Source organism: Streptomyces iranensis, assembly GCF_017874715.1.
Classification (GTDB): Bacteria; Actinomycetota; Actinomycetes; order Streptomycetales; family Streptomycetaceae; genus Streptomyces; species Streptomyces iranensis.
In genome coordinates this window covers 193,586-210,417 of sequence record NZ_JAGGLR010000019.1, presented here as the reverse complement: position 1 = coordinate 210,417, position 16,832 = coordinate 193,586, and the positions used below count along the sequence as shown (strand labels likewise).

Annotated in this window: 17 protein-coding genes; 8 read left to right on the top strand and 9 right to left on the bottom strand. The window is 68.7% G+C overall.

Going from position 1 to position 16,832, the window contains the following annotated elements; all coding sequences use genetic code 11:
• Nucleotides 1-33: 33 nt before the first annotated feature.
• A complete protein-coding gene (locus J2Z30_RS32215) occupies nucleotides 34-1,209 on the bottom strand; it encodes a macrolide family glycosyltransferase (RefSeq protein ID WP_044573377.1) in 1,176 nt (391 codons plus the stop codon).
• Nucleotides 1,210-1,525: 316 nt separating this feature from the next.
• On the opposite strand from J2Z30_RS32215, the gene J2Z30_RS32210 reads away from it, so the two are divergent.
• Nucleotides 1,526-2,593: an aldo/keto reductase gene (locus J2Z30_RS32210; protein ID WP_044573372.1), complete on the top strand. Its 1,068-nt coding sequence runs from the start codon at nucleotides 1,526-1,528 to the stop codon at nucleotides 2,591-2,593.
• 74 nt (nucleotides 2,594-2,667) lie between these two features.
• Nucleotides 2,668-3,147: a VOC family protein gene (locus J2Z30_RS32205; RefSeq protein ID WP_044573370.1), complete on the top strand. Its 480-nt coding sequence runs from the start codon at nucleotides 2,668-2,670 to the stop codon at nucleotides 3,145-3,147.
• 192 nt (nucleotides 3,148-3,339) lie between these two features.
• Here J2Z30_RS32205 and J2Z30_RS32200 read toward each other — a convergent pair whose 3' ends face one another.
• Together J2Z30_RS32200 and J2Z30_RS32195 are read right to left on the bottom strand one after the other, a co-directional pair.
• Nucleotides 3,340-3,600, bottom strand: coding sequence for a DUF397 domain-containing protein (locus J2Z30_RS32200; protein WP_078956804.1), 261 nt, complete (start codon nucleotides 3,598-3,600; stop codon nucleotides 3,340-3,342).
• 11 nt (nucleotides 3,601-3,611) lie between these two features.
• Nucleotides 3,612-4,463, bottom strand: coding sequence for a DUF5753 domain-containing protein (locus J2Z30_RS32195; protein WP_044573367.1), 852 nt, complete (start codon nucleotides 4,461-4,463; stop codon nucleotides 3,612-3,614).
• 127 nt (nucleotides 4,464-4,590) lie between these two features.
• Between J2Z30_RS32195 and J2Z30_RS32190 the strand changes: the two genes are divergently transcribed.
• The 3 genes from J2Z30_RS32190 to J2Z30_RS32180 all read left to right on the top strand — a co-directional run bounded on the left by J2Z30_RS32190 (nucleotide 4,591) and on the right by J2Z30_RS32180 (nucleotide 6,342).
• Nucleotides 4,591-5,082, top strand: a complete 492-nt coding sequence (locus J2Z30_RS32190; RefSeq protein WP_044573366.1) for an ATP-binding protein — start codon at nucleotides 4,591-4,593, stop codon at nucleotides 5,080-5,082.
• Between the two features lie 83 nt (nucleotides 5,083-5,165).
• On the top strand, nucleotides 5,166-6,059 hold the full coding sequence (locus J2Z30_RS32185) for a hypothetical protein (RefSeq protein WP_044573363.1): 894 nt from the start codon (nucleotides 5,166-5,168) through the stop codon (nucleotides 6,057-6,059).
• 7 nt (nucleotides 6,060-6,066) lie between these two features.
• Nucleotides 6,067-6,342 carry a hypothetical protein gene (locus tag J2Z30_RS32180; protein ID WP_044573360.1) on the top strand — a complete coding sequence of 92 codons (276 nt, stop codon included), beginning with the start codon at nucleotides 6,067-6,069 and terminating at the stop codon, nucleotides 6,340-6,342.
• Between the two features lies 1 nt (nucleotide 6,343).
• Here J2Z30_RS32180 and J2Z30_RS32175 read toward each other — a convergent pair whose 3' ends face one another.
• Nucleotides 6,344-7,912, bottom strand: a complete 1,569-nt coding sequence (locus J2Z30_RS32175; protein WP_107073333.1) for an MFS transporter — start codon at nucleotides 7,910-7,912, stop codon at nucleotides 6,344-6,346.
• An 83-nt stretch (nucleotides 7,913-7,995) separates the two neighbouring features.
• Between J2Z30_RS32175 and J2Z30_RS32170 the strand changes: the two genes are divergently transcribed.
• Nucleotides 7,996-8,358 carry a winged helix-turn-helix transcriptional regulator gene (locus J2Z30_RS32170; RefSeq protein ID WP_044573358.1) on the top strand — a complete coding sequence of 121 codons (363 nt, stop codon included), beginning with the start codon at nucleotides 7,996-7,998 and terminating at the stop codon, nucleotides 8,356-8,358.
• A gap of 234 nt (nucleotides 8,359-8,592) precedes the next feature.
• Nucleotides 8,593-11,061 carry an NACHT domain-containing protein gene (locus J2Z30_RS32165; protein ID WP_052701488.1) on the top strand — a complete coding sequence of 823 codons (2,469 nt, stop codon included), beginning with the start codon at nucleotides 8,593-8,595 and terminating at the stop codon, nucleotides 11,059-11,061.
• Nucleotides 11,062-11,255: 194 nt separating this feature from the next.
• Here the strand turns inward: J2Z30_RS32165 and J2Z30_RS32160 are convergent, their stop codons facing one another.
• Nucleotides 11,256-13,781 carry an ATP-dependent Clp protease ATP-binding subunit gene (locus tag J2Z30_RS32160; protein WP_020870380.1) on the bottom strand — a complete coding sequence of 842 codons (2,526 nt, stop codon included), beginning with the start codon at nucleotides 13,779-13,781 and terminating at the stop codon, nucleotides 11,256-11,258.
• 531 nt (nucleotides 13,782-14,312) lie between these two features.
• On the opposite strand from J2Z30_RS32160, the gene J2Z30_RS32155 reads away from it, so the two are divergent.
• Nucleotides 14,313-14,906 carry an SCO3374 family protein gene (locus tag J2Z30_RS32155; protein WP_044573354.1) on the top strand — a complete coding sequence of 198 codons (594 nt, stop codon included), beginning with the start codon at nucleotides 14,313-14,315 and terminating at the stop codon, nucleotides 14,904-14,906.
• A gap of 5 nt (nucleotides 14,907-14,911) precedes the next feature.
• Here the strand turns inward: J2Z30_RS32155 and J2Z30_RS32150 are convergent, their stop codons facing one another.
• The 4 genes from J2Z30_RS32150 to J2Z30_RS32135 all read right to left on the bottom strand — a co-directional run bounded on the left by J2Z30_RS32150 (nucleotide 14,912) and on the right by J2Z30_RS32135 (nucleotide 16,715).
• Nucleotides 14,912-15,250, bottom strand: coding sequence for a histone-like nucleoid-structuring protein Lsr2 (locus tag J2Z30_RS32150; RefSeq protein WP_020870378.1), 339 nt, complete (start codon nucleotides 15,248-15,250; stop codon nucleotides 14,912-14,914).
• A gap of 221 nt (nucleotides 15,251-15,471) precedes the next feature.
• The gene (locus J2Z30_RS32145) at nucleotides 15,472-15,993 is read right to left on the bottom strand and encodes an amino-acid N-acetyltransferase (RefSeq protein ID WP_044573350.1); all 522 of its coding nucleotides are present in this window, start codon (nucleotides 15,991-15,993) and stop codon (nucleotides 15,472-15,474) included.
• A 22-nt stretch (nucleotides 15,994-16,015) separates the two neighbouring features.
• Nucleotides 16,016-16,411, bottom strand: coding sequence for a BlaI/MecI/CopY family transcriptional regulator (locus J2Z30_RS32140; RefSeq protein WP_075200364.1), 396 nt, complete (start codon nucleotides 16,409-16,411; stop codon nucleotides 16,016-16,018).
• A 121-nt stretch (nucleotides 16,412-16,532) separates the two neighbouring features.
• Nucleotides 16,533-16,715 (bottom strand): hypothetical protein, encoded by a 183-nt coding sequence (locus J2Z30_RS32135; RefSeq protein ID WP_044573347.1) that lies wholly within the window; start codon nucleotides 16,713-16,715, stop codon nucleotides 16,533-16,535.
• Between the last annotated feature and the right edge of the window lie 117 nt (nucleotides 16,716-16,832).

Genomic DNA, 16,832 nt, shown 5'->3' with positions numbered 1-16,832 from the left:
CCGGCCGCCCCAAGCGGCCGGGCCATCGCCGTGTCAGCCCAGCGTCTCCTCGATCAGATCGGCCGCCCGCCCGGTGCCGCCCTCGGCCCGCACCTGGTCCCGCAGCCGCGCCGAGGTGCGCGCGACCTCCGGGTCCGTGGCGAGTTCGAGCAGCGCGGCGCGCAGGTCCCCTGCGGTGGCGTCGGCCGTGTCGAAGCGGCGGGCCACGCCCAGTTCGACGAGCCGGTCGGCGTTCATGGCCTGTTCCGCGCCCTGCGGCACGGCGATCATCGGACAGCCGGTGTAGAGCCCCTCGTTGCTGCCGCCCATCCCCGCATGGGTGATGAACGCGTCGGCCCGCTCCAGGATCGCCAGCTGCGGCACCCAGTTGTGGACCTCGATGTTCGCCGGGATCTCCCCCAGCTCACCCGGGTCGACGTACTTGCCGATCTGCAGCACCACATGCCACCCGGGCAGATCCCCGAAGGCCGCGACGCACTCGCGGTAAAAGGCGGCCTGCCGGGTGTACGCCGAGCCCAGCGAGACCAGCAGCACGTTCTCCGCACCGGCCGGACGCTCCCAACCGCCCTGGTCGGCACGGTCCCCGAGGCACGGCCCGACGAACGTCACGACCTCGGTGTTCACCCGGTCGGCGTTCGGCTGCATCGCACGGGGAATGAGCGCGACACAGCGCGGCGGCTGCCCGGAGAAGACGTTCGGATCCGTGGTGGTGGCGCCGGACTCCACGAGCCACGTCGCGAACTTCTCCTGATACGCGTCCGCACCGGGAAGGCTCATGATCTGCCCCCCGACCTCGTCGTGATAGCCCTCCCAACCCACGATCGTCGGCGACAGCTGGACCAGCGGGCGCCCCTGCGTCTCGGCGAGCACCCGGGCGGGGTACGCGCCGATGTCGTAGAGGTACACATCGGCCGGGTCCCGGTCGTACACGGCGCGGAGTTGCGGCAGGACGTGGACGGCGTCGTCCAGGAACAGGGTCATCGCGGCGATCGGGTCCTCCGGCCAGTCGTTGTCGGCGACCGGCAGGGTGGACTCGAACGGTACGAACTCGGCACCGGTCGGCTTGATGACGTCCGCGACGAAGGGATCGTTGGCGTACGTCACCCGGTGCCCGCGCGCCACGAGCTCACGGATGATCTCGAGGCTGGGGAGGGTGTGGCTGATGGCGGGGATGCCGACCATGGCGATATGCGCACGGCGACGGGACATATGGGATCACTCGTTTCAGGTCTAGGCCGAGATGGACACGACGGCCCGGCGCAGCGGCGATGTCGCCGGTGCGCGGGGCGGAACGGCGTGTCAGCCGTAGATCTGAAGGAACGAGTCCATGCGGATGACGGTACCCCGGTCGGAGACGGGTCCGCCTCCCGATTTTCCGGCCTCGGCAAGCGGTAAGTACCCGCTCAGCGCCGGGCCCCACAGCCAGGGTAGGACTGGCGTTCCCAGGAACTTCCTTCCCTTATCTCCGGCTCGCGGCGGTCACAGACTCGTTTTCGGCAGCGGATCATAAGCACAGGAGGACATGATGTCGCTCACCCTCGACACCTACCGACTACTCGGCCGTTCCGGGCTGCGGGTCTCACCACTGGCGCTGGGCGCGGCGACCTTCGGCACCGATTGGGGCTGGGGCGCAGAGCAGGACGAGGCGCGCAAGCTGTTCGACAACTACGTCGAGCGCGGCGGCAACTTCATCGACACCGCCGATACCTATACCGATGGCACCTCCGAGCGCATGCTGGGCGAATTCACCCGCGACAACCGCGAAAGCCTGGTGCTGGCAACGAAGTACTCGACGCTGCGCCGGCCCGGCGATCCGAATTCCGGAGGACCGCACCGCAAGAACATGTTCAGGTCGGTGGAAACCAGCCTGCGACGGCTGAACACGGACTACCTCGATCTGCTCTACCTGCACGTGTGGGATTTCACGACGCCGGTCGAGGAGATCCTGCGCGGCATGGACGACCTGGTCCGGCAGGGCAAGGTCTTGCACGTGGCGATGTCCAACGTTCCGGCCTGGCAGGTGTCGCGCATGCAGGCGATCGCCGACCTGCGCGGCTGGTCGCCGCTGGTCGCGCTGCAAATCGAGTACAGCCTGATCCAGCGCACCGGGGAACGTGACCTGATCCCCATGGCACGTGAGATGGGGCTGGGGGTGATGCCGTACTCACCGCTGGGCGGTGGGGTGCTCACCGGCAAGTACAGCCGCGACGACCTGACCGCGACCACCGTCGGATCCGATGGCGGTCCCCCGCGCAAGGGCCACAACCTCACCTTGGGCAACCTCTCCGAGCACAACCTCGCCATCGCTGATGTCGTGAAAGAGGTCGCGACGGAGCTGGGCCGCACCCCCGGCCAGGTCGGACTGGCCTGGACCCTGCAGAATCCGGGCGTGACGGCACCCATCATCGGCGCGCGCACCGTCGCGCAGCTGGAGGACAATCTGGGCGCCCTGGAGGTCGACTTCACCGCCTCCCAACTGGCCCGCCTGGACGAGGCGAGCGCGATCGGACTCGGCATCCCGCACAACCTGCTCACCAGCGACTTCGCTCGCATACAGACCCGCGGCGACATGAAGCTCGAAGCCCGCCGCTGATTCCCGATCGAGCGTTGAGGGCAGCGCCACCGCTGCCCTCAACGCCGGCCTGTCTACGACAAGAGAGGATCACGATGAATCAGCCTCGGCTCGACGGAGTCCACCACTACAAGGTGCCCGTGTCCGACCTCGCCGAGAGTCTGCGATGGTACGAGCGGGTCTTCGGCGCGGAACGGCAACCACAGTTCGACCACAGGTCGACCGCGGGCGTGCTCTATGCCCACATCATCGACGTGCCGGGGCTGGGTCTTCTGGAGCTCAGATGCGCACCCAACACCGCGAAAGCCATCAGCGGTTACGATCCGGTCACTTACGCGGTCCCGACGCGGGCCGACCTGCTGGCGTGGGTCGACCACCTCGACGCCCTCGGCGTCGGAAACTCCGGCGAGCTGCGCGGCATCATCGGTTGGGTCCTGGTCTTTCGTGACCCCGACGGGCTGGCGGTCCGGCTGTATACCCGCGAACATCACGAGTTCGACGAGGCCAATGCCGACGTCGATTCACCGTGGCTGCGACTCTCCGCCGACGCCGAGGTGGTCGACGCGAAACCGTGAGCGGACCGGCGTGCCCAGAGATCACGGCGCTCTCCGGGCAGCCGGCCCCTTACGGATTGGCCAGGCCAGTCGGCCCGCCTCCCCTTTTCCGGCCTCAGCAAGCGCTAAGTGCCCGCTCAGCGGCCGATCGTAAGGTCGCGCGAAGGCGACGGGCCGTCTGTTCTCCCCCCCCTCTGACGGGCCGTCGCCCCTTTATGCCGTGCCCTCCTGGACGCGATCGAAGACGCCGCCTTTGGCGCCACGTATGAAGGCACGCAGGACGGCGGGCGTGGTGGCCAGGACGACGTCGGGGTCGTCGCTCTCCCTGAGCAGGACGGCGCGGTCGCTGGCGGCGACGTTCACGCAGTTGCCCGCGTCCGCGCTGTGAGTGGACTTCCGCCACTCAGCGGCGACGTTGATGCAGTTCGAGGAGTCTCCGCTGTAGGAAGACTTCCGCCAGTCAGATATGGGCACTTCGAAACCCTTCAGATACTCTGCGCGATGCGGTGAATGAAGTCTCTTGACTCGGCCGGATTGAGGGCGCCGCCCTCCATGCGTTCGAGCACGGTCCGATACTTGACCAGCTGCGCCTCCGAGTCGAGGAACTCACAGCCGTGATGGACGTCGAGCTGCACAGTGTCCAGTTGCGGAACAGGACCGTGGACGTAGTCGATCGGTTGACCATTACCGGGGAACGCGCCCCGCCCGAAGGGGACCACCAGAACAGTGATGTTGGCTTCCTCGCTCATCTCGCCGAGATGTGTCAACTGAGCGCGAGCCGTAGCCGCTCCACCGAACTGCATGCGCAGTGCTGCCTCGTGGATGATCGCCGTATAGCGCACAGGTTCGTCGCGGTGCAGGATCTCCTGCCGCCTGATGCGGAGGGACAACCGGTGCTCTACTTCGTACTGCCGTAGCGCTGGCACAACCTCCTGGAACAACGCGCGAGCGTGGTCCGTCGTCTGCAACAGGGCCGGAATGTGGATCGCCAGGGCCACCCGCAGCTCGATGGCGTGATGCTCAAGCTCCGCCACGTCGATGAGGGCAGCAGGTAGATGCTCCCGGTACTCATCCCACCAGCCTCGTGTGCGTCCACCTGTCATGTCGGCCAAGGCGTCGACGAGGGCGTCATCAGGGCAGGTGTAGTTACGGGCGAACGCGCGCACCCGGTCCGCGCTCACCGGGTACCGACCAGCCTCGATACTGCTCAGGCGAGCCTGGTTGATGCCATGCTGCGCGGCGGCAGCGGTCGAGGACAAACTGGCGCGTTCCCGGAGCTTCCGCAGTTCCGCGCCCAGTCGACGCTGCCTCACCGTAGGCATGTTGTTTGGCGGCATCGGTTCTCCCCTATCACCCACACGAGTTCAATTAGCAGCCTTGCTGCTGTTTTCGTAGCAGGTCTACCACCGACTGCCATACGGTGTGGCCCAAGCGATCCAACTTCCCCCGACCGAGGGAGACTCCATGGCCAACGTACCGCCGTCCTCCGACCCCTGGACGTACTCCCTCCGCCTCCCCAACGACCCACGAGCCGCACGGATCTCACGCGCCACGCTCCGGGCGGTCCTCTCCTCCCACGGCATGGCCGAGCTGATCGACACGGCGGAACTCCTGACCTGCGAGCTGGTCACCAACGCCGTCCGCCACTCCGACGGCCCGGCCCAACTCCGCATCCGCCACCTCTGCGAAAGCCGCCTCCGCGTCAGCATCTGGGACACCAACCCCACCATCCCCGCCCCCTTCGACGCCCCGCCCAGCCCCCTCGACCGCTTCACCGCCCTCACCGAGGCCGCCACCAGGCTTGACGCGACCTCCGGCCGGGGCCTGCTCATCGTCCGGCTGTGCGCCGACAACTGGGGCGGCTACCCCCTCGCCGACGACCTCTTCGGCATCAGCGGCAAGCTGCTCTGGTTCGAACTCACCCCGCAGCAGCACGCATACGAGATCGCCGCCTGACCCCGCGCGGGCCTTTCCCCCAATCGGGTGATCACCGGTCATTTGCCCCGTGCACATGCTCCGATGACCCTACGTTCACACACATGGTCAGTTCGCGGCATGAGGCCGCACATCGCATCTTTCAAGAACGACCGGAGTTACTCGCCCCGGTATTCCGCATCTTGGACGTCCCGCTGTCAAAGGAAGCGGCCGTCGAGGTGCTCACCCCGGATGCCACGGAGATCCATCCGTTGGAACGGCGCGTGGACAGCGTGTTGCGCGTGGTTCCGCCTGACAGCGGCGGCTTCCTCCTTGCCATCGAGGCACAAGGCCGCCGCGACCCGGACAAGGCGGTCAGCTGGGCGTACTACCTCTCGTACATGGCAGCGAAGCACGAGCTTCCGGCGCTGCTACTCGTAGTCTGCCAGGACAAGAAAACCGCCGACTGGGCGGCGGGGCCCTTTCGGATCGGCGTGGAGGGGTGGACAGCACTGTCCGTACACCCGCTGGTGCTGGGCCCCGGAAACGTCCCGGTGATCCTCGACCCCGAGGAGGCGTCCCAGGATCTGACCCTGGCTGCCTTCTCGGCCTTGACACATGGGCGCGACCCCAACGCTCCGGCCATACTGAAAACACTGGCTCAGGCCCTCGCCAAGGCCGACCCAAAGTCCCGCCCGTACTACTCGGAGCTACTGGAGATCGGCCTGGGGAATACCCCAGCACGAGACGTCTGGAGGAAACTGATGAGCGTGGTAGGCAGCTACTTCCCTGGTCGCGGCACCCTTGTCGAAGAGACCTTCCTCAAGGGCAAGGCCGTGGGTGAGGCTGTGGGGGGTGCGCGCGCCGTGCTGCGCACCCTGGAAAACAGGGGGATCCGCGCCTCGGCGGAGATCCGCGAGCGCATCACCAACTGCACCGACATCAAGACACTGGACCACTGGCTCGACCGTGCCATGACCGTCTCCACCGCCAACGAGCTCTTCACCGAGGACGGCTGACGACACCATGGCCGTAGTAGGTAGCTACTTCCCCGGCCGGGGAACCCTCATCGAGCAAACCTTCCTCAAGGGCCAGGCCCATGGGGAGGCGGCAGGGCTTGCCGAGGGAGTCCTGCGCATCCTCGAACATCGAGGGATCCCCGTCCGGTCCGAGACACGCCGCCGCATCAGCGAATGCGCCTACCGCGACACCCTGCGGCACTGGCTCGACCGCGCGTTCACCGTCTCCCAGGCGGACGAACTATTGGACGAGCTCTTCGCGGTGGAGGAGCCGGACCAGTAGCTCAACGTCGACCATGCCGCCGAGGCGGCCTCAGCAGCAGGGCGGCCAGGGTGGCCGTCGCCGCGAGGGCCAGCGCCGCCGACAGCACGGTCACGGTGAAGCCGCGGGCGTAGGCGTCGCGGGCGGTTGCCCGCAGCAGGTCGGAGGAGGAGGGGGCCAGTCGGTCCGCGATCGCGTTCGCCGCGCCGATCGACTCGCCGGCGGCCTGGCGGTCCGCGGCGGGTATCCCGGGCATGGAGGACGGCAGCACGGCGCGGTAGGTCGCGGTGAGAACGGTGCCGAGGGCGGCGATGCTCAGGCCCGCGCCGAGTTCGAAGGAGGTCTCCTGGATCGCGGCGGCCTCCCCGGCCCGGTCCGGATCGGCCGAGGCCATGATGGCGTCGGAGGCCAGGGTCATGACCACACCCGCCCCGAGCCCTGACGCGAGCATCGCGACCACCGCCACTCCGTATCGCGCGGGACCACCGCCGGCGCACAGGAGGAACAGCGCCCCCGAGAACCCGGCGAGCGCACCGGTCATCGCCCAGCGGTCGCCCCAGCGGCGCGCCGTCCAGGGCGCGACGACCGCGCCCGCCGCGTTGGCGGCGGCCAGGGGCAGCAGCGCGAGCCCGGCACGCAACGGCGACGCGCCGCCGATGAGCTGGAACCACTGGGTCAGGAAGAACAGCATCGCCGCATAGCAGCCGAAGCAGCCGAGGACACAGACGGTCGCCGTGGTGAAGCGGCGGTCCGCGAACAGCGAGAAGTCCAGGAGCGGCTGCGGCGATCGTCGCTGCCGCCGTACGAAAACGGCCAGCAGCGCCACCCCGACCGCGCCCACGGCCACGGTCACGGCCATGCCGGACGCGCCGCCGCCCGCGTCCGCGCCCGCCTGCTTGAGCGCGTAGACGACAGCCGTGAGGCCCACTGCCGAGAGCGCGACCCCCGGCAGATCCCAGGGTCGTGGCGCGGGGTTCCGCGACTCGGGGATCAGCCGTGCACCGGCCACCAGGATCACCGCGACGACCGGCACGTTGAGCAGGAAGACCGACCCCCACCACCAGCGCTGTAGCAGCGCCCCTCCCACCAGGGGCCCGACCGCCGCGCCGACGCTGTGCGCCGCGGTCCAGAGGCCGATGGCGATGGTCCGCTCCCGGCGGTCGGGGAAGACGACCCGGATGATCGCCGCCGTCGAAGACATGATCATGGCGGTACCGGCGCCGAGCAGCGCGCGGGCGGCGATGAGCTGCCCGGAGGTCTGGGCGAACGCGGCCCCCGTCGAGGCCAGCCCGAACAACGCGAACCCGGACAGCACCAGCAGCTTACGGCCGATTCGATCACCCAGCGTTCCACAGGTGACCAACAGCGCGGCGACCGTCAGGGAGTAGACGTCCACGATCCACAGCAGTCGCACCCCGCTCGGGTGCAGCTCCCTGGTCAGGCTGGGCACCGCCGCGTGCGTCACGGTCAGATCGATCCCGGTCAGCAGCAGGCTCGGGCACAGCACCGCCAGCACGGCCCACCGCCGGGGCGCGCCCGGCGTCTCCGCCGTCTCCGCCGTCCTCGTCCGCTTCGAGGTCGCAAGCTCCATGACCGCACTATCAGCAGGTACCTCAACGGCTCACAAGTACGGTCTTTTTTGTGCCGTAGTACCACTCTGGATACCGTTGCCGGATGCGCGGCAACCCCGGTGAGATCCAGGATCAGTGCGCGGTCGAGATCGCCATGGAGGTTCTCGGCGGCCGTTGGAAGCTCGCCATCATCAGGAAACTCTTCATCGGCACCCACCGCTTCGGCGAACTCCGACGTGCCCTGCCCGGGGTCACCCAGCGGATGCTGACCCGCCAATTGCGCGAGTTGGAGGCCGACGGGCTGATCAGCCGTACGGTCCACGCGGAAGTGCCGCCCCGGGTCGAGTACGCGCTCACCGACACGGGCCGCAGCCTGGAACGGATCACGGACCTCCTGGACAGCTGGGGCCGCTGGTACCGCGACACCCGGCCGCACCGGGACGAGAACCCGGTCGGCCGCGCGTAGGGCCTGTCCGGGGTTGAGATCTGGGCTCGCGGGGCGTGGCACGCACGCTCACCACGGCGCACCACGCCGAGCAGGTGCGGCACCGGCGAGCCGACGCCCACCCCACCGCGCACCCGCCCCGTGCCACCGGCCGCCCCCGGAACCCACGCCGAACCCCCACCCATCCGGCACCGACCGTGCCTACCCTGGTGGCTTCTGAACGGCGAACAACAGTCACCGGGGGGACGGGGCCTCATGGATCCCGCAGCCATAGCCACACTGGTCCAGGAACTCTTCGTCGCCGACGGGCCGGTGGACCGGCCCGTCCGCATCGCCTCCCTCGTCGCCTTCCAGGGCGACCACCGCACCCTCACCGAACGGGACCTGCCCCGAATCGCCTCCGCGCTCGTCGAAGACGTCGCGAAAGAAATCGGTGGCGAAATCGGCGAACAGATCGCCGATCAGGCGCGGCCCCAGCTGACCGACGCGCTCGCCCGCACCCTCCACACCCTCGGCACCGTCGACCTGGACGACCTGCGGGCCGTCCGCCTCGGCCCCGAGGCCTTCGGCCGGCATCTGGCCGTCGGCGCGCCCGACGCCGACGAGGGGCTGGACGCGGCCGACGCCCGGACGCACGCCGCGCTGCGGGAGGCCGTCTGCGCGCACATCCTGCGCTTCCTCACCATCCGTTCCCCCTTCGTCGCGGCCGCCGAGGACGCCGGGTTCGAGGAGCGCTACGCCCGGGACATCGTGGCCGCCCACGACCATCTGACGATCTACGGCATCGATCTGACCCACTCCCCCGACAGCTGGCCGCTGGACGCCGCATATCTCAGCCTGGAGACCGAGACCGACGGGGGCGGCCCCAGCGCCCCCGCCGAGCAGGCCCTCGCCGGACGCAGCCGGGTGCTGCTGTGGGGCGTGGCGGGGTCGGGCAAGACCACGCTGGTGCAGCGGCTCGCGGTGTCCGTGGCGCGCGGTGACCTCCCGGCCCCGCTGGAGGGGCTGCGCGGGCGGGTGCCGTTCGTGCTCCCCGTGCGCCGGTTCCGCCGCGACGGCTTCCCGGAGCCGGACGGCTTCCTGTCCGCCGTCCGCTATCCGCACGCCGCCGCACAGCCGCCGGGCTGGGCCGAACGGGTGCTCTCGCGCGGGCGCGGGCTGCTGCTCGTGGACGGCGTGGACGAGGCGCCGGAGGACGAGCGCGAACGGCTCCGCGAAGCGCTCCGCGAACTCCCCACCCGCTATCCGGGAAATGTCTGGCTGGTCACCTCGCGCCCCTCCGCCGTACGGGAGAACTGGCTCTCCTCGGAGCGCTTCACCGAGCTGAAACTCTCCCCGCTCAGCCGCGAGGGCGTCACCGCGTTCATCCGGCGCTGGCATGCGGCGGCCCGCCAGGACATCACCGACGGGGCCGATCTGGACCGGCTCAGCGGTTACGAGGAAACGCTGCTGGACGCCGTAAGGATTACCCGGGACCTCGGGCGGCTGGCCACCAATCCACTGATGTGCGGTCTGCTGTGCGCGCTGCACCGGGACCGCCGCGGCTATCTGCCACGCGGCCGGAAAGCCCTCTATGACGCGGCCCTTTCCATGCTCCTGGAACGCCGCGACCGGGAGCGCGCCATGCTGCCGCCGGATGGAATCGACCTCCCCCAGGAACCGAAGATCCAGCTGCTGCAGAAGCTGGCGCACTGGATGCTTGTCAACGGCCGGTCCGAAATGGACCGGGCCACCGCCCTCGAGACGCTCGGCCGGTACATCCCGGCCATTCCGCACGCGGCGTGCCAGGGCGGGCCGGAGGAGATCTACCGACATCTGCTCAACCGGACCGGTCTATTGCGCGAGCCCACACCCGGTTCGGTCGATTTCGTGCACCGAACGTTCCAGGACTATCTCAGCGCGAGAGCGGTCGTCGAACGGCACGATTTTGACTTCCTGATCGACCACGCGCACCTGGACGACTGGGAAGAAGTGATCAGAATGTCCGTCTCTCTCGCCCGCCCCGATGAATGCGCCTACCTCCTGGAGGGGCTGCTGGCGGCCCGTAAAGACGCCCGCCCCGTCCATGCCCGCCATCGCAAACTCCTGGCGGCCGCATGCCTGGAACACGCCACGGAGCTGGACCCCGAGGTGCGTTCCCGGGTGCATCGCTATACCCGTGATCTGGTACGCCCGACCTCGCTGGAAGGGGCCCGTGCGCTGGGCTGGATCGGGCCTATCGTGCTGGAAATGCTGCCCGATCCCAGCGGGGTATCCGATGAGGAAGCCCATCGGCTGGCCGTCACCGCCACCTCGATAGCCGACGACCGCGCGATCGACTATCTGGTCCGGCTGCGGGGCCGCGCCTCCTGGGCGGTACGGGCGCAGCTCGCGGGGGCCTGGCGGCGATATGACACCGACCGTTACGCCGAGGAAATCATCGCCCATCTCGATGAGCGGGAACTCGACTTTCCGTTGTCGGACCTGGAGGAGCTGCGGGCGCTGCGCCGGCTCGGCGGCCGTCCCTGCGTCCAGATAGCCGGGGCGTTCACCCCGGAGCAGCTGACCGAGGGCCTGGTGGCCGAGCGGCTGACCGAGCTGTGGCTCGCCTACGACCTGGGCGCGGACCTGGACCTGAGCTGGCTGGCCGTCTTCCCGCGGCTGGAGATCCTGCGGCTGAGCCACCGCAACGCGGAGGTGACCGGGGTCCCGGAGGGCGTCCAGGTCATCGTGGCGGGCGCGTGAGGGGAGCCCCGGAGGGGGTGTGGGCCGGTCCGACCCCCCGGGGCGTCACAGAGCCTCACAGGCCCTCACAGGCCCTCACAGGGCCCCACAGAGCGCGCCTGCGCGGCATCCGCGCGGCAGCTGCGCAAAAAGGGCCGCCCCGGACCGGGAAACGGTCCGGGGCGGCCCCGAGGCGACGGACGGACGACTCCGCGTCACGCCTCCTTGCTGAGGTTCGGGCCCGCGCCACCGGCCGCGGACTCGATCGGCGGGGTGTCCGGCAGCGCCGACTTCTCCTCGCCGCGGAAGGTGAACTTCTTCTCCTCACCCTCGCCCTCGGTGTCCACGACCACGATGTGGCCCGGACGCAGCTCGCCGAAGAGGATCTTCTCCGACAGCACGTCCTCGATCTCGCGCTGGATCGTCCGGCGCAGCGGCCGGGCGCCCAGCACGGGGTCGTAGCCCCGCTTGGCGAGCAGCTTCTTGGCGACGCCACTGAGCTCGATGCCCATGTCGCGGTCCTTGAGCCGCTCGTCCACCTTGGTGATCATGAGGTCGACGATCTGGATGATGTCTTCCTCGGTGAGCTGGTGGAAGACGACCGTGTCGTCGACACGGTTCAGGAACTCGGGGCGGAAGTGCTGCTTCAGCTCCTCGTTGACCTTGTTCTTCATCCGCTCGTAGCCGGTCTTCACATCGCCCTGGGCGGCGAAGCCCAGGTTGAAGCCCTTGGAGATGTCCCGGGTGCCGAGGTTGGTGGTCATGATGATCACCGTGTTCTTGAAGTCCACGACCCGGCCCTGGGAGTCGGTCAGCCGACCGTCCTCCAGGATCTGCAGCAGCGAGTTGAAGATGTCCGGGTGGGCCTTCTCGACCTCGTCGAAGAGGACCACGGAGAACGGCTTGCGGCGCACCTTCTCGGTGAGCTGGCCGCCCTCCTCGTAGCCCACGTATCCGGGCGGGGAGCCGAAGAGCCGCGAGACGGTGTGCTTCTCGCTGAACTCCGACATGTCGAGCGAGATCATCGCGTCCTCGTCGCCGAAGAGGAACTCGGCGAGGGTCTTGCTGAGCTCGGTCTTACCGACACCGGACGGGCCCGCGAAGATGAACGAGCCGCCGGGGCGCTTGGGGTCCTTGAGGCCCGCACGCGTGCGCCGGATGGCCTGGGAGAGCGCCTTGATGGCGTCCTTCTGGCCGATGACGCGCTTGTGCAGCTCGTCCTCCATGCGCAGCAGCCGGGAGGACTCCTCCTCGGTGAGCTTGAAGACCGGGATGCCGGTGGCCGTGGCCAGAACCTCGGCGATCAGCTCCTCGTCCACCTCGGCGACGACGTCCATGTCGCCGGCCTTCCACTCCTTCTCCCGCTTCGCCTTGGCGGCCAGGAGCTGCTTCTCCTTGTCGCGCAGGCCCGCGGCCATCTCGAAGTCCTGCGAGTCGATCGCGGACTCCTTCTCCCGGCGCACATCGGCGATCTTCTCGTCGAATTCGCGCAGGTCCGGCGGTGCGGTCATCCGGCGGATCCGCATCCGGGAACCGGCCTCGTCGATCAGGTCGATCGCCTTGTCCGGCAGGAAGCGGTCCGAGATGTAGCGGTCGGCCAGGGTGGCGGCCGCGACCAGGGCCGAGTCCGTGATCGAGACGCGGTGGTGCGCCTCGTAGCGGTCCCGCAGGCCCTTGAGGATCTCGATGGTGTGCGGCAGCGACGGCTCGGCGACCTGGATGGGCTGGAAACGGCGCTCCAGGGCCGCGTCCTTCTCCAGGTACTTGCGGTACTCGTCGAGCGTGGTCGCGCCGATGGTCTGGAGCTCGCCCCGCGCCAGCATCGGCTTCAGGATGCTCGCGGCATCGATCGCGCCCTCGGCGGCACCCGCACCCACCAGGGTGTGGAGCTCGTCGATGAACAGGATGATGTCGCCACGGGTGCGGATCTCCTTGAGCACCTTCTTCAGGCGCTCCTCGAAGTCACCGCGGTAGCGGGAGCCGGCGACCAGGGCGCCCAGGTCCAGGGTGTAGAGGTGCTTGTCCTTGAGGGTCTCGGGCACCTCGCCCTTGACGATGGCCTGGGCCAGTCCCTCGACGACCGCCGTCTTGCCGACGCCGGGCTCGCCGATGAGGACCGGGTTGTTCTTGGTACGGCGCGAGAGCACCTGCATGACCCGCTCGATCTCCTTCTCGCGCCCGATGACCGGGTCGAGCTTGGATTCGCGGGCGGCCTGGGTGAGATTGCGGCCGAACTGGTCCAGGACGAGCGAGGTGGAGGGAGTGCCCTCCGCCGGGCCGCCGGCAGTGGCGGCCTCCTTGCCCTGGTATCCGGAGAGCAGCTGGATGACCTGCTGCCGCACCCGGTTCAGATCGGCGCCCAGCTTCACGAGGACCTGGGCGGCGACACCCTCGCCCTCGCGGATCAGGCCGAGCAGGATGTGCTCCGTACCGATGTAGTTGTGGCCGAGCTGAAGGGCCTCGCGGAGCGACAGCTCCAGGACCTTCTTGGCACGGGGGGTGAAGGGAATGTGCCCGGACGGGGCCTGCTGGCCCTGCCCGATGATCTCCTCCACCTGCTGGCGGACCGCCTCGAGCGAAATCCCGAGGCTCTCCAGGGCCTTAGCGGCGACACCCTCACCCTCGTGGATCAGGCCCAGGAGGATGTGTTCGGTGCCGATGTAGTTGTGGTTGAGCATCCGGGCCTCTTCCTGAGCCAGGACGACAACCCGCCGCGCACGGTCGGTGAACCTCTCGAACATCGTTAATCGCTCCTCAGAGCGGTCAGAAAGATCGGGGACGATCCCCTCCCTGTCCTTCCGCATGCTAGTCCCGCAACCCGGGACAGCTCATTCCAACTGCCGACAACCGTCCGGATCACCCCCGCTCGCGCGGGGCAAACAGCACTGGCCTCCTGCCCGAACAGCCGACAACTGCTTCAACCCGATGGTGCGAGACGATGTTCCCGCAGGCCAGGCATCTACGCCCACCGTCAGTACGCCGATGGCGAACGCCGCTTCCTCCCGACACGCGGACCGCCCCTCCCCACTAGGGATGTCTTACCCGCAAGCACAGATACTCCATGCCGTGGGGGCCGGTTCCATCCGCTATGGGCGAACAACCTTGCGCCCGTTCACCGGCCCTGCAGGACCCCTTACGGACACGGGGCGCGCACGGGACGGTACGGAACGTCATCGCGTACGGAGATCTTCACGTACGCGCGTACGGAGATCGTCACGTACGAACGCCGCCGCCCGCGTAACCAAGCGGGCGGGCGGGGAGTTCTGCTGGGCATGATCCTCAGGGCCCACGGCGCGGAGCCGTCCGCACCGGCCGCCCGGTCACGCTGGTACGAGCGGGAGCTGGGCTGGCCCACGGCCGGCAGCGATCCCGTCGAATTGCTCACGGGGGTGGCCTTCGACGTCATCGAACTGCCGGCCGTGGCCGGTTTCGCGATGCTGCGGCGCGTACCGCGGACCGGTCCGGTCGCGGTGGAGGGCGCCTGGATGCGGCTCCTGGTGGCCGCCGGCAGCGCGGACGAGCTTCCGGAGCTGCTCGACTGGCTGGAGTGGGGCGGTGTGACCCTGGACCTGGGCGCGATCGGCGCCGGAGGCCGGATCACCGCGCCATGCCCCGCCCGCTCCTGGCCACCGTCCCTGGCCGCCGGGGCGCCCGGTGAGCGATGCCCGCAGGAGGCCGCCGTATGGCTGCGACCTCCCGACGCGAAGGGCGAGGTGGAGCCGACGCTGCCGCGGGCAGGCTTCGGGGGCGATGGGGGCGCCCCCGATCTCGTACGGCTCGTGGGCGCGGCGGCCACGGAGTGCCACCGAGCCCGGTTGGTGCGCGCCCTGCCACTGCCCAGGCAGCGGCGAGCCGGGGAAGGGTGACGGGCTCAGCCGTTGGCCTTCTCGTACGCCTCACGGACGGTCGCCGGAACACGGCCGCGGTCGTTGACCTCGTAGCCGTTCTCCTTCGCCCAGGCGCGGATCTTCGCGGTGTCCTGACCGGCACCACCCGCCGCCGCGCGCGCCTTGCCCCGGCCGCCGGAGGCCCGGCCACCGGTGCGCCGGCCGCCCTTGGTGAACGGCTCCAGGGCGTCACGGAGCTTGTCCGCGTTGGTGGTGGTGAGGTCGATCTCGTAGCTCTTGCCGTCCAGAGCGAACGTCACGGTCTCGTCCGCCTCGCCGCCGTCGAGGTCGTCGACAAGAAGGACCTGAACCTTCTGTGCCATGGGGTTCCTTTCAGGGAAAACGGGGGGCTCGGGGGCGCGGCGTTAGCCGCTGATGACTCACCCCCCAGGTAATTACACTACGAGAGAATAGGAAACCGCTTTTCCCGGAAAAACACAAACCCCTCGCCAGGGTTCGACCGATCCACCAAGCGGGAAGGCTCATGGAAGGTCATGTTCCGGAGCTATGTGATAGGGGAGCGATTCGGACATAGGGCCCGCGATCACAGTTGCAGAAGCATCCGGCTGTTGCCAAGGGTGTTCGGCTTCACCCGTTCGAGACCCAGGAACTCGGCGACACCCTCGTCATAGGAACGCAGGAGCTCGCTGTAGACATCGCCGTCGACCGGCGTCTCGCCGATCTCCACGAAGCCGTGCTTGACGAAGAAGTCGACTTCGAAGGTGAGGCAGAAAATGCGCCGCACGCCCAGCCAGCGTGCGGTCTGCAGCAGCTTGTCAAGCACCAGATGCCCTACACCGGTGCCCTTGAGAGTCCGATCGACGGCGAGAGTGCGAACCTCCGCGAGGTCTTCCCACATGACGTGCAGCGCTCCGCAGCCAATGAGCTCAGCGTCCTCGTCGCGCTCGGCGACCCAGAACTCCTGGATGTCCTCGTAAAGCGTCACGGTGGCTTTGTCGAGCAGGATGCGATCGTCCACGTACGAGTCGATGAGGCGACGCACCGCCCGAACATCGCTGGTCCGGGCACGGCGGACGGTGACTACTTTTGATAGTGGGGAGGACATGAGCGGACGCTATCGCCCTGGGTCATCGCCCCGACTCACCGGGGCTCTCCCCCGGCTCCCCCAGTTGTGCGACGCGCATGGCATCCCGTAGTGCGTCGCGCTGCTCTTCGGACATCATCCCGAAGAACGCGACGAGTGCGGCCGCGGGGTTGTCACTGGTCGACCACGCTTCGTTCATCAGTGCGGCCGAGTAGGCGGCGCGCGTGGAGACCGCGGCATATCGATAGGCGCGGCCTTCCACCTCACGGCGCAGCCAGCCCTTGTGATGCAGGTTGTCCATTACGGTCATGACCGTCGTGTAGGCGATCGAGCGTTCCCGCTGAAGGTCTTCCAGGACTTCCCGGACCGTGACCGGGCGGTTCCACTTCCACACCCGCGTCATGACCGCGTCTTCGAGATCTCCCAATGGCCGAGGCACACAGAGAATAATAGTGGGAGATGTCCCGAATGTCGGGAGGGTTGGACGGGAAATGCCACACGCCCCGGGACGCGACGCGTCCCGGGGCGTGATCCGGCGTGATCCGGCGTGATCGATCCGATCAGGAGGTCTCGCGCTCCGGCGCCGGGCGCTCGGCCTCGGCGCGGGCCGCCAGCGCGGCGTCCACCGCGGCGTCCTCCTTGGACTTGTTGGCGCCGCCCTGGCTCTTCACCATCGTGACGATGAGCGCGGTGAAGGCCACGGCCATCACGACGGGCGGGACCAGCGCGGAGACGTAATCCATGGCTCTCGGCCTCCTTTTGCTCGAGACCACCAGATTACGCGGCGCGCCGCGGCCTCCAGGAGCCGGGCACCGGTCCCGGGCGAGGCGTGCCGGGCGAGGCGTCCCGGGCGAGGCGTC